The organism is Myxococcus llanfairpwllgwyngyllgogerychwyrndrobwllllantysiliogogogochensis (genome assembly GCF_006636215.1).
GTDB lineage: Bacteria > Myxococcota > Myxococcia > Myxococcales > Myxococcaceae > Myxococcus > Myxococcus llanfairpwllgwyngyllgogerychwyrndrobwllllantysiliogogogochensis.
Window position 1 is genome coordinate 1 of record NZ_VIFM01000318.1, and the last position, 12,145, is coordinate 12,145.

Sequence of the window (12,145 nt, forward strand, 5' to 3'; positions counted from 1 at the left end):
TTCCCACCCCCACCCGGGACTCGCTGCCGGGCCGCTACCGGGCGGAGCTGTTGGGGCCCGCCTGGTTCCAGGGCTTCGCGCACCGGTTGCTCGGCGTCCTGGGGATGCGCGGCTGGTGGGGCAAGGACATCGCCCCTGGAGGACGCGAGGGGGCCAATCTGGTGAACCGCGTGGGCGGCGTGTGGCGGGCCGTGCCGCTGGTGCTGCGCGAGGGGACGTCGCGGGTGGACGGGCGCACCTCGCTCCAGGTGGAGTACACGCCGGAGGTGGGGTGGCAGTGGCGTCCCTTCGTGGACGAGCTGCGCTGGCTGGAGGGGCGCACGCTGCTGGCGATGACCCATCTGGAGTTGCCGGTGCTGCGCCGCCTCACGTTCCCCTTCCTGTTGCACCGCGAGCCCTCGCCCGCTTGAGCGGGCGGCCGACGTGAGGGGCCCCTCATCGCGTGAACGCCCACCCGTGAACATCTCTCATGGGAGAGTGGGCCTCGTCCGCGCACAAGTGCTCCCCTGATGCGTGCGGGCGCATTACAGGAACACGAACATGGGTGCTCTGGCGGAGAAGGCGGACGCGAAGCAGGCGAAGGTTCCCTCGCTGGGTGCGTGGGTGGAAGCGGGCCCGAGGGTGCGGTGGCGGGTCTGGGCTCCCGGACACCCACGCGTGGAGGTGGTGCTGCACGACGCGCGCGGCGAGCCGGGGCGCGTGCTGCCGATGACTCCGGAGCGCGATGGCTATTTCGTCGCGGTGCTGGAGGGGCAGGGCGCGGGCGTGCTCTACAAGCTGCGCGTGGACGGCGCGGGGCCATTCCCAGACCCATGGTCCCGCTCGCAGCCTGGGGGCGTGCACGGCCCTTCGGAAGTCGTGGTGCCGGACTTCGCGTGGACGGACTCGGGCTGGAAGGGCGTGGAGCCCCAGGCGCTCGTCCTCTACGAGGTCCACGTGGGCACCGCCACGCCCGAGGGGACCTTCGAGGCGCTCATCCCCAAGCTGCCCGGTCTCAAGGAGCTGGGCATCACCGCGCTGGAGCTGCTGCCGGTGGCCAGCTTCCCCGGCACGCGCAACTGGGGCTACGACGGCGTGGACCTCTTCGCGCCCGCGCACGTGTACGGCGGGCCGAGGGGACTGCGCGCGCTGGTGGACGCCGCGCACGCGCAGGGCCTGGGCGTGGTGCTGGACGCCGTCTACAACCACTTCGGTCCGGACGGGAACTACCTGCGCGCGTACTCGCCGCACTACTTCACCGGCCGCCACCACACGCCGTGGGGCGACGCGGTGAACTACGACGGCAAGGACAGCCGGCCCGTGCGGGAGATGGTGCTCTCCAACGTGGAGATGTGGATTCGCGACTACCACCTGGATGGTCTGCGGCTGGACGCGGCGCACGCCATCCTCGATGAGACACAGCCCCACCTGCTCACCGAAATCGCCGAGCGCGCCCGGGCCAGCGCGCCGGGGCGGCGAGTCGTCCTCATCGCCGAGGATGAGCGCAACGAGCGCCGCCTCATGCTGCCCGCGTCCGACGGAGGCCACGGGCTGGACGGCGTCTGGGCGGATGACTTCCATCACCAGATGCGGCGCGCCTTCGCGGGTGACAGCGAGAGCTACTTCCAGGACTACACGGGCAGCGCGGAGGACCTGGCGCGCACGCTGCGCCAGGGGTGGTTCTACGAGGGCCAGGTGTCGAAGAACCAGGGACATGCGCGGGGCACGCGCGCGGAGGGCCTGGAGCCGTGGCGCTTCGTGCACTGCCTCCAGAATCATGACCAGGTGGGCAACCGCGCGCTGGGCGAGCGCCTGGGACACGACGTGTCCCCCGCGGCCTTCCGCGCGATGAGCACGCTGCTGCTGTCGTCGCCCTACACACCGCTGCTCTTCATGGGGCAGGAGTGGAACGCGAGCACGCCGTTCCTCTACTTCACGGACCACCACGAGGAGCTGGGGCGGCTCGTCACCGAGGGGCGGCGCAAGGAGTTCGCGGGCTTCGCTCGCTTCGCGGGTGAGCAGGTGCCGGACCCGCAGGCCGAGGACACCTTCGCGCGCTCCCGGCTTGACTGGAGCGAGGCCCAGAAGCCGGAGCACGCGGGCATCCGTGTGCTCTACCGCGAGCTGCTCCGCCTGCGCGCGATGGACTCCGTGATGCGGGAGGCCCGGCGCGGCGCATATGACGCGCGGGCCGTGGGGCCTCGGGCGCTGGTGCTGGAGCGGCGAGGGGGCGGGCAGGTGCTCCAGGTGCTGCTCGGCCTGGGCGGGACGGTGGAGCACCGCGTCCCTCCCGACGCCGAAGTGGTGTTGTGGAGCGAGGAGCCGCGCTTTGGCGGCGACACGCGGACGCCGCCGCTTCAGGACGGAGTCGTGCGCCTGGAAGGGCCGTCCGCCGTCGTGTTGCGCTTCAAGAGCCAGCAGTAGCTGCCCTGGCGTGCGGACGACCGCGGGCCCGCCCGAGGGCGTCGATGATGGGAATGACCTGTCGACCCCTCGGGTATTGGCGCCCGCAGTTTCCGAACGTTGAGTCATCAACACCGTGGGCGACGTGCCGCGAGGAGACCCTGAGCTCCCTGGCGCGAGTCGACGGAGGAAAGCCAACGCGCCGCGGGGGGAACGCGGCGTGCCAGGGCGGCGCTGTCCGTCCGGTGGGTCGTGGCCCTCGGTGGCCTCACTCGAGGTAGCAACTTGAATCCACACCACAGGACCTCATCCCGGCTGGGATTTCGCTGGCGCATGCCGTGCGGTGCGCTCGCGCTGATGGCCTTCGCGCTCTCCACGCCCGTGCTGGCCGCCGGTGGCTTCGTCGCCGTCACCGCCAGTGGGCATGACGGCAACGTGCCCGCCAACGCCATCGACGGAAACACCGCCACGCGCTGGTCCAGCGATGGCGTGGGACAGTGGCTTCGTGGCGACCTGGGCGCCGCGAAGTCGGTGAGCGCGGTGGACATCGCCTGGTTCCGGGGCAACGAGCGCGTCAGTCACTACGTCATCTCCACCTCCACGGATGGCGCCGCCTGGACGCAGGTGTCCTCGGGCAGTTCGTCCGGAAAGAGCACGGCGTTCGAGCGCGTCTCCTTCTCGCCGGTGAACGCGCGCTACGTGCGCATCACCGTCAATGGCAGCACGATGAACACCTGGGCGAGCATCTCCGAGCTTTCGGCCATCACCACCGACACCGGGACGCCGCAGCCCACGGGCAAGGACAAGTTCGGTGTGACGATGCTCTACCCCTCGAAGAGCGGGGGCGAGGCGTGGGCGCTGGCGGACAACGCGACGTCCGATGCGCGCTTCAATCCGCAGAAGACCATCACCCGTAACTCGGACGGCTCCTGGAAGATGAAGAACAGCGCGGTGCGGCTGCTCGTCTACACCTCCACCGGCTACGACGACCGGAAGATTCCCACGTATGACCGGGACGTGCTGGCGAGCCGGGGCTACATGCAGGCGGCCAATGACTGGCGCAACGTGGAGATGACGGGCTTCGTGAAGCTCAACGCCACGTCGGATGCGAAGGACAACTTCGACTGGTACGCGCGCGGCGGCAAGCACAACGACGACCACTCCGGCTGCGAGGGCAGCAGCTACAAGGCGGGCCTGCACTATGACGGCCGCGCCCGTTGGCAGAAGGAGACGTGGCATGTCTCCTACGAGCAGGCCTCCTACAAGACGGCGACGTCGGCGCTGAAGGGCCGCTGGGTGGGCTTCAAGGCGGTGATGCGCAACACCACCGTGAGCGGCAAGGAGGCGGTGCGGCTGGAGATGTACGTCAACGAGAACGCCGACAAGGTGACGTGGAAGAAGGTCTACGACATGGTCGACTCAGGGAGCTGGGGCGGTGATGCGCAGCACTGCGGCGGCGCCACCGGGGCCATGCCGATTACGTGGGGAGGTCCCATCGCCACGTTCCGCTGGGACAACGCCACCGACGTGGACTTCAAGTGGTTGACGGTCCGCGAAATCCAGCCGTGACGCCCAGGCGCTGACGCGGTGCTTCCAGGAGGGCGCGAGGGGCGGTGGCTCCTCGCGCCCTTGGTTCGTGGGCTGGCTTTTCGACAGGCCCACAGATGGAGGCCATCAGGCCAGGCGCGGGCGGGGCCGGTGGGACGAGGCGCTACCGGCTTCACCTGGGGTTTGTCGGTGTCGACAGGGGCGGCGTCCCGTGCTCAGCATCGCGGCCATGAATGTCCAGACCGCCACCGAGTCCTCCGACCGCATCTGGGAGAAGGAAATCCTCCCGGCGCTCGAGCGCTACATCCGCATCCCCAACAAGTCGCCTGCCTTCGACCCGGACTGGGTGAAGGCCGGGCACATGGAAGCCGCCGTGCAGCTCGTCGCGGAGTGGTGCCGCGCGCAGGCGCCGCACCTGCCCGGCCTCACGCTGGAGGTCATCCGCCTCAAGGACGAGCAGGGGAAGGACCGCACGCCGGTCATCTACATGGAGGTGCCCGGCACGCGCGGCGACGACACCGTGCTGATGTACGGCCACCTGGACAAGCAGCCGGAGATGACGGGCTGGCGTGAGGGCCTGACGCCGTGGGCCCCCGTGCGCGAGGGCGACAAGCTCTACGGCCGTGGTGGCGCGGATGACGGTTACTCCGCCTTCGCGTCGCTGACGGCGCTGCGCCTCTTGCGCGAGCAGGGCGTGCCGCACGCGCGCTGCGTGGTGCTCATCGAGGCGTGTGAGGAGAGCGGCAGCTACGACTTGCCGGCGTACATCGAGGCGCTGGCGCCGCGCATCGGCAAGCCGTCGCTGGTGGTGTGTCTGGATTCAGGCTGCGCGAACTACGACCAGCTCTGGATGACGACGTCGCTGCGCGGAATGGTGGCGGGCAATCTGCGCGTGGACGTGCTCACGGAGGGCGTGCACTCCGGAGACGCGAGCGGAATCGTGGCCTCGTCCTTCCGCGTGCTGCGCCAGGTGCTGTCGAGGGTGGAGGAGGAGGGCACGGGCCGTGTGACGGTGCAGGGCCTGCACGTGGAGATTCCGAAGGAGCGGCGCGAGCAGGCGAGCGCGGCGGCGAAGGTGCTGGGTGAAGAGGTCTTCGGCAAGTTCCCGTGGATGCCGGGCATGCGGCCCATGTCGGACGACGGTGGGGAGCTGGTGCTCAACCGCACGTGGCGCCCGGCGCTGTCGGTGACGGGCGTGGACGGCATGCCGCCGCTGCAGAGCGCGGGCAACGTGCTGCGGCCGTTCACCACGGTGAAGCTGTCCATGCGCATCCCTCCGAGGCTGGAGCCAAAGTCGGCGCAGAAGGCGCTCAAGGACGCGCTGGAGAAGGATCCGCCGTACGGCGCGAAGGTGAGCTTCGAGGGTGACAAGGCCAGCGTTGGCTGGGATGCGCCGCCGCTCGCGAGCTGGCTGTCGCGCGCGGTGGAGTCCGCGTCCGGCACGTACTTCGGCCGGCCGGCCATGGCGATGGGCGAGGGCGGCACCATCCCCTTCATGGGCATGCTGGGTGAGCGCTTCCCGGAGGCGCAATTCCTTATCACCGGTCTGTTGGGCCCGGGCAGCAACGCGCACGGCCCCAACGAGTTCCTGCATGTCCCCACCGGCAAGAAGCTGACGTGCTGCGTGGCCAGCGTCATCGCGGACCACTTCAAGCGCTGACGTGGACCCAGGTGGCCCGAGGTACGCCTCGGGTCGCCTGTCAGTGTCGTCTGGTATTGCCGGGTGTGCCCGCCTCGCCGCGGGCCTCTCGCCAGGGCCTACCATGACGCTTCGTTGGGTGGTGTCGCTGCTCCTGTTGATGGCTGTCACTGGGTGCGCGACGGGCCGAGTCGTGCGGCTGGAGACCGGGGAGGACTCCTTCCTCGTCACTCCTCGCGAGGAGCCTGACGCGGAAGTGAGTGCGGCGGTACTCGAAGACGACGAATTCGAGGAGGCCCTCACCGAGCTGGCACGGGATGTTCCTCCCTCTCGTAATCCCATGCAGGTCGCGCGGGAGCGCTTCGGCGTTCCGTCCCGGAGTGGAGTGTATGGGTATGAGCGTGATTCCTCGCGACTCATCCCCCAGCGTGGAGGGGATGTGGACGGCCCTCGGCTGCTGGAGGACTACGCGGATGAAGCGCTGACGCGTGCCTACGGCCAGTGGTGCAAGCGGAAGGACCGACCTGGGGATTGCTTGCGCCTGCTGGACGAGGGCCCCCTGCTGGCCAGTGATGGCAAGTACACGTGGGCCCTGGCCATCGCCATGGACTCGGTGTGGGAGGAGACCTCCGAAGCACTGGAGGGCATGACGGACCCCCAGGCAGTCGTGGCTGGCATCGCCGCCTCCGCGACGATGTACCTGCTCTTGTGGTCGCTGCCCGAGCCGGTGAGTAAAGGCGTAGCGGCGACCTTGACGGCCTTGCTCATCGCCTACCTGGGCGTGGACACGGTGTGGAGCATGCTGGACGGGTGGCTGACGCTGGTGCGCCAGGTGGACCGGGCGACGAGCTTCGAGCAACTCCATGGGGCGGGTGAGGCGTACGGCGAGGTGCTCGGGGAGAACGCGGCGCGCGTCTTCGTGATGCTGGCCACGGTGGCCATCGGGAACACGGCGGGACTGGCGGCGAAGTCAGTGGGGTTGCCGGGCTCCGCCCAGGCTGCCATGGCCGTGGAGTCCCAAGCGGGCTTCCAGTACGCGGCCGTGGGCAGCGTGAGTTCGGTCGCCTTGACGGCGGAGGGGTTCACCATCGCGCTCGCTCCGAATGCCGTGGCCATGGCGAGCCGGGGAGGGCGTAGCGAGCGTCATCACATCGCCACGAACAAGAACGATGTCTCCGCCGCGCGCGGCGGGCCCTGGACGCCAAGATTCAGGGAGTTGTTCACACGAGCCGGGATGAAGTTGAAGGACCCCGAGAATGTTGTCGAAGTCGTGGGCCACAAGGGGCCGCATCCGCAGCGGTATCACGAGTACGTCTATCGACGACTGAGGTCGGCCTTGGGAGAGTGCCGCAAGGTGGAAGAGTGCCGGAAGGCCCTCACGAGTGAGCTACGCAAGCTCGCAAGTGAAGCGCAGACCCCAGGTACCAAAATCCACGGCTTTTTGACTCGGGACCCGTGAGGACTCTAGGAAGTCCACCATGCCGAATCCGTCGCGATACTACATGCTCAGAGAAGACGTGCGGGGTGGGTATTGGTACCTGGGAGACCCGCTCGATGAGACGGGCACCGAGGTTGAAGACATCTGGCAGTTCGCCCGGGGGCGGCCCATCCAGCATGCGGGTCGCCTGAAGTTTCCCATCAGTGAGCCTGGAAAGTGGTTGGATTTCTGTACGGCGGGAGTTGGCATGGCTCCAATTGTCCATGTCCGAGTGGCCAACCTCTTCGCGGAGCTGGCGCCCGATGATGTGCAATTGATTCCCGTCGATGTCGAAGGACGCCCGGAACAGCATGTCATGCTCGTCGCCACGAAGCTGATCCGCTGCATCGATGACGAAGCCTCGGAAGAGATACTGTATTGGAAGCCCGAGGACGAGCGGCCGGACAAGCTCGGCCAGTACCGCAGCGTCTACGGGATGCGAATCGACCGCGCGAAGGTAGGCGGCGCAAAGGTCTTCCGCACCTGGGGGTGGGAGATTGCCCTCATCGTCTCCGAGGACCTCAAGCTGGCCCTGGAACGCGCCAAGGTCACAGGGGCGAAGTTCGAGGAAGTCTGAGCGGAGGGTGTGGGCCTCACCGGAAGTGTCACATTCAGACGACACGCGCGCCCCACGGGGCACCCTCTCCGCGCTTCGGCCGACAGTCGCCAGGGCCCCCAGGGAGGTGCGTCACACCGGCTCTGTTTCATAACCCGCGCTTGGGCTGAACCTCTCGCCACGCGGGTTGCTAGACATTGCGGCGTAATTCTATGTCACGCACCCCACCCGGACGGTGGTCAGGCGATTCGCTCGCGTAGCTCCTCGACAGGTAGTCCCTCTCCCGGCTCCGACCGTGTGCCCCCGCACGTGGACACGTCCCCATTCACCCTCAACGGAGCCAGACAATGAATGTCATCAAGACACCCCCGGTCACCACCAAGGAAGGCCAGCTGCTAGGCAAGGTGGAAGGGAAGGTTTCCGTCTTCAAGGGCATCCCCTACGCGAAGCCGCCCGTGGGCGACCTCCGCTGGCGCGAGCCCCAGCCCATCCCCGCGTGGACCGGCCCTCGCGAGGCGCTCGACTTCGGTCCCTCCGCGCTCCAGTCGCGCGAGGCCTGCATCGCGGGCGGCGGCGGTGACCCCGGGAAGATGGCCGAGGACTGCCTCTACCTCAACGTCTGGACACCCAAGACGGACCCGGGCGCGAAGCTGCCCGTGCTGTTCTGGATTCACGGCGGCGCCTTCATCATCGGCACGGGCCGCGTGCCTCCCTATGACGGCACGCAGCTCGCCGCCCGCGACGTGGTGCTCGTCACCTTCAACTACCGCCTGGGACACCTGGGCTTCTTCATGCACCCGGAGCTGGAGAAGGAGAACCCGGGCGGCCCGGCCAACTTCGGCATCCTGGACCAGATGCTCGCGCTGGAGTGGGTGAGGAACAACATCGCCCAGTTCGGAGGAGACCCCAGCAACATCACCATCATGGGCCAGTCCGCCGGCGCCAAGAGCGTGCTGGCGTTCTTCACCTCGCCGCTCATCCGGGAGAAGAACCCCTTCCGCCGCGGCGTGGCCATGAGCTCCTACGTGCTCCAGGAGAAGTCCGTGGCCGACGCGAAGCTCGCGGGCGTGGCCTTCGCCCACCATCAGGGCGTCCCCTGGCAGCAGGCCACCATGGAGAAGCTGCGCAAGCTGGACCCGGAGAAGTTCTGGGCGCTCCCCTCGGACAGCGGCAACGCTCCCAGCCCCATCTACGGGGACTCGGTGCTCCCCCAGACGATTCGCGCCAGCTTCGAGGCGGGCTCGCAGCTCAAGCTGCCGCTCATCCTCGGCAGCACGAGCGATGACTCGAGCGTGGTGTCCTCGTTCGGCATCGACCCGGCCACCATCATCGAGAAGCTGGGCCCCCTGGGCGAGATGATTCGCCAGCTCTACCCCGACGTGAATGACGACCGGGAGATTGGCCGGCGGATGTGCCGCGACTTCGTCTTCTCCGTGACGCCGCGCCACCTGGCGTCCTTCCACTCCCACCATGGGGCCCACGCCTGGCGCTACTACTTCGAGTACCGCGCGAAGATGCTCGCGCCCCGGCAGCCCCTGGGCGTGCCCCACGGCGGGGATGTCTCCTTCTTCCTGGAGACGGCGGACCACGTCCCGCCGACGGGAGACCTCTTCGGGGACGAGGACCGGAAGTTCACCAGCAACCTCGTGGACTCCCTGGTCCAGTTCCTGCGCACCGGCACGCCAGGGCCCGTGGGCGGCGTCGCCTGGAACGAGCACACGGCGGAGAGCGACAAGCTCTTGAGGTTGGATACCACCGTCAGGATGGTGGACAACTTCGAGGGGCCCATCCTGGACGTGGCCCAGATGGTCATGCCGCTCATCGACTCCTTCGCCAAGCCGCCTCCGCCCGCGCTGCCGAAGGCGTCTTCGACTTCGTCGACGTCGTCGACGGCCGCGAAGGGCAAGCCGCGTCCGCAGGCCACCCCCTAAGAGGGCCCGCGGACCCGGGCCGCCGCCTCAGCGGCCCGTCTTGATGCCCAGGTTCCCACCCTGCTGGGAATTCCCGGGGCGCTTGGTGCTCGTGGAGCCAGGGGACTTGCCACCCTGGCGCCGCAGCTCCAGCCGCAGCTCGTCGTCGGCGGCGGAGACCTCGCGCGTCACCGGCTCGTAGCCGTTGAGCGCCAGCGTCACCGCCACCATGGGCGCGCCCTGCTCCAGCTCCAGCTTCATGGGCGTCACGCCGCGCTCCTCGCCGGCGATGCTCACCGTGGCGCCGGGCGGCTCGGTGATGACGGGCAGCTCCACCATCTTCACCGGCTCGGGCGTGGGCGTGGGCGGAGGCCGCTCGCGCTCCACGTGCACCTGCTGCGTCTGTGTCGGCGGTTTCTCCGGCAGCGTCGCCGCGCCCGCCGGTCCGCGCAGGAAGATGACGGCCGCGGCCGCCACCAGCAACCCCGCGCCCGCCGCGACGACGGGCACCCACGGAATACGGCGCACCTCCGCGCTGGGAGCGCGCTCCATGGGTGCGGTGCCGCGCGTGCGGTCCTGCACCACGGGGCCTCCGACGGCGGCCGCCAGTTGCTGCCGCGAGCGCGTCCCCGGCGTGACGTTGCGAGGCTGCTGCCGCGACGCGGACGTGCGCCCGCCCGGGCCCCCCACGCCGCTGAGCGACGAGTTGGAGCGCGAGTCCAGGTCCGCGTCCTCCGCGAGCTGGTCCAGCTTCGCCGGGTCCGTCTCCGTGGAGATGCGGTCCGCGTACAGCTCCCGCAGGTACGCCGACAGGTGCGCGCTGCTGGAGGGCAGCCGCAGGTTGAGCGTGTAGTCCTCCAGCGCCAACCGGAAGGCGCCGCAGTCCGGGTAGCGCTCGTCCGGTGTGGGCGCCAGCGCCTTGAGCACCACTTCGTCCAGGCCCGGCGGCAGCTTGGGGTTGAGCTGCGAGGGGCGCGGCACCTGGCAGTCCTTCACCAGCCGCAGCGTCATCAAGTCCGAGTCACCCTTGAAGAGCCGCTTGCCCGTCAGCATCTCCCACATGACGACGCCCAGCGCGAACAAGTCACTGCGCGCGTCGATGGCCAGGCCGCTCGCCTGCTCGGGGGACATGTAGGGGTATTTGCCCTTGAGGACGCCCGTCGCCGTGTTGGCGCTGCTGGTGGCAGCCTTGGCCACACCGAAGTCGATGACCTTCACGCCGCCGTCGAAGCCGACCAGGATGTTCTGCGGTGACACGTCGCGGTGTACCAGCCGCATGGGCCGGCCCTGGACGTCCCGCGCCTGGTGCGCGTAGTGGAGCCCCGCCGCGGCATCCGCGATGACGCGCAGAATCAATCCCACCGACATCGGCTTGTTCTGCGCCCGGGAGAACTTCTCCAGACGACGCACATCGTCACCCTGGACGTACTCCATGGCCAGGCAGTGCCGACCCTCAATCTGGGACAGGTCGAGGATGGTGATGAGGTTGGGGTGGGTGAGGCGGGCTACCAGCCCGGCCTCATCCAGGAACATGGAGAGGAACTCATCATCCTCCGCGAGGTGCGGGAGGATGAGTTTGAGGACCACCAGCCGCTCGAAGCCCGTTCCGTGCTCACGGGCCAGAAACACCTGTCCCATGCCTCCCGAGGCAATCTTCCGCAGCAACTCGTACTTACCGAATGGCACCGCCATGATGTGCTCGGGAGAATATCTCCCTTTCTCACCGTGCGGGAAATGACCGGTCGGCTGTCACCCCACATTGACACGGGACAGTGAAGGTCTGGGTGGGACTCACGCCTTCATCCTGTAACCCGAGCGGAGCACGAAGTACACGACGACGGTGGCCACCACGGCGACGCCGGCGAGGATGCCGCCGCCGAACAGGGGCGAGTACATGCTGCGGCCGAGCATCCCGTAGCGCAGCCCCTCCACCATGTAGACCATGGGGTTGAAGAGGCTGATGGTGTTCCACGGCGCGGGCAGCTCGCGCACGGAATAGAAGACGCCGCCGAGGAACGTGAGCGGCAGCATGACGAAGGTGGGGAAGAAGTTGATCTGCTCGAACTTCTCCGCCCACACGGCGGCGAGCATGCCCAGCACGCTGAAGACGTAGGAGGCGATGAGCAGGAAGTACACGGCCACCCACGCGTGCTCCAGGCTGAAGCCGGTGAAGGCGCCCGCCACGGCCCACGTCAAGCCGCCGACGACGAGGCCGCGCACCATGGCGCCGCCGATGAAGCCCGCCATCAGCTCCCCGGGCCCCAGGGGCGCCACCAGCAGGTCCACCACCGTGCCCTGAATCTTGGTGATGAACAGCGACGAGGAGCTGTTGAGGAACGCGTTGTTGGCGATGCCCAGGAAGACGAGGCCCGGCACGATGAAGTGCAGGTAGGGCGAGCCCTCCACCTCGTGGACGCGGCCGGAGATGCTGTAGCCGAAGACGATGAAGTACAGCGTGGTGCTGATGAGCGGTGAGAGGACGGTCTGTCCCGGCACTCGCATGAAGCGCCGGACCTCCTTCACGAACAGCGTCTGCATCCCGAGGACGTTCATGGTGGTGTCTTTGCGTGGCGCACGCCGCCTTCGCGCGCCCGTGACGGGCCTCGCGGTGGGGCGGGGGCGCGGAAGAAGGG

Annotated in this window: 9 protein-coding genes; 7 read left to right on the forward strand and 2 right to left on the reverse strand. The window is 68.4% G+C overall.

The features are described 5' to 3' along the window. The 7 genes from FJV41_RS52745 to FJV41_RS43305 all read left to right on the forward strand — a co-directional run. Positions 1-410: hypothetical protein (locus FJV41_RS52745; RefSeq protein WP_181791332.1), on the forward strand; the 410-nt coding region annotated here is incomplete at its 5' end. A 130-nt stretch (positions 411-540) separates the two neighbouring features. After that, complete coding sequence (gene treZ, locus FJV41_RS43280; protein ID WP_141648487.1) at positions 541-2,403, forward strand: malto-oligosyltrehalose trehalohydrolase; 1,863 nt, start codon at positions 541-543, stop codon at positions 2,401-2,403. Between the two features lie 312 nt (positions 2,404-2,715). After that, positions 2,716-3,951: a discoidin domain-containing protein gene (locus FJV41_RS43285; RefSeq protein ID WP_174487950.1), complete on the forward strand. Its 1,236-nt coding sequence runs from the start codon at positions 2,716-2,718 to the stop codon at positions 3,949-3,951. A 208-nt stretch (positions 3,952-4,159) separates the two neighbouring features. Then, a complete protein-coding gene (locus FJV41_RS43290) occupies positions 4,160-5,590 on the forward strand; it encodes a M20 family metallopeptidase (protein WP_141648488.1) in 1,431 nt (476 codons plus the stop codon). Between the two features lie 103 nt (positions 5,591-5,693). Continuing rightward, positions 5,694-7,028 carry an AHH domain-containing protein gene (locus FJV41_RS43295; protein WP_141648489.1) on the forward strand — a complete coding sequence of 445 codons (1,335 nt, stop codon included), beginning with the start codon at positions 5,694-5,696 and terminating at the stop codon, positions 7,026-7,028. A 19-nt stretch (positions 7,029-7,047) separates the two neighbouring features. Beyond that, positions 7,048-7,623 carry an imm11 family protein gene (locus FJV41_RS43300; protein WP_141648490.1) on the forward strand — a complete coding sequence of 192 codons (576 nt, stop codon included), beginning with the start codon at positions 7,048-7,050 and terminating at the stop codon, positions 7,621-7,623. A 326-nt stretch (positions 7,624-7,949) separates the two neighbouring features. After that, positions 7,950-9,533 (forward strand): carboxylesterase/lipase family protein, encoded by a 1,584-nt coding sequence (locus FJV41_RS43305; RefSeq protein ID WP_141648491.1) that lies wholly within the window; start codon positions 7,950-7,952, stop codon positions 9,531-9,533. Between the two features lie 27 nt (positions 9,534-9,560). On the opposite strand, the gene FJV41_RS43310 is transcribed toward FJV41_RS43305, so the two are convergent. Further along, positions 9,561-11,204: a serine/threonine protein kinase gene (locus FJV41_RS43310; protein WP_141648492.1), complete on the reverse strand. Its 1,644-nt coding sequence runs from the start codon at positions 11,202-11,204 to the stop codon at positions 9,561-9,563. 99 nt (positions 11,205-11,303) lie between these two features. Then, positions 11,304-12,065 carry an ABC transporter permease gene (locus FJV41_RS43315; RefSeq protein WP_141648493.1) on the reverse strand — a complete coding sequence of 254 codons (762 nt, stop codon included), beginning with the start codon at positions 12,063-12,065 and terminating at the stop codon, positions 11,304-11,306. Positions 12,066-12,145: the final 80 nt, after the last annotated feature.

Bases quoted from the DNA above. Each gene is read 5' to 3' on its own strand.
- FJV41_RS43290 (WP_141648488.1), top strand. From the start codon at position 4,160: ATGAATGTCCAGACCGCCACCGAGTCCTCCGACCGCATCTGGGAGAAG.
- FJV41_RS43295 (WP_141648489.1), top strand. From the start codon at position 5,694: ATGACGCTTCGTTGGGTGGTGTCGCTGCTCCTGTTGATGGCTGTCACT.
- treZ (WP_141648487.1), top strand. From the start codon at position 541: ATGGGTGCTCTGGCGGAGAAGGCGGACGCGAAGCAGGCGAAGGTTCCC.
- FJV41_RS43315 (WP_141648493.1), bottom strand. From the start codon at position 12,065: ATGAACGTCCTCGGGATGCAGACGCTGTTCGTGAAGGAGGTCCGGCGC.
- FJV41_RS43300 (WP_141648490.1), top strand. From the start codon at position 7,048: ATGCCGAATCCGTCGCGATACTACATGCTCAGAGAAGACGTGCGGGGT.
- FJV41_RS43305 (WP_141648491.1), top strand. From the start codon at position 7,950: ATGAATGTCATCAAGACACCCCCGGTCACCACCAAGGAAGGCCAGCTG.
- FJV41_RS43285 (WP_174487950.1), top strand. From the start codon at position 2,716: ATGCCGTGCGGTGCGCTCGCGCTGATGGCCTTCGCGCTCTCCACGCCC.
- FJV41_RS43310 (WP_141648492.1), bottom strand. From the start codon at position 11,204: ATGGCGGTGCCATTCGGTAAGTACGAGTTGCTGCGGAAGATTGCCTCG.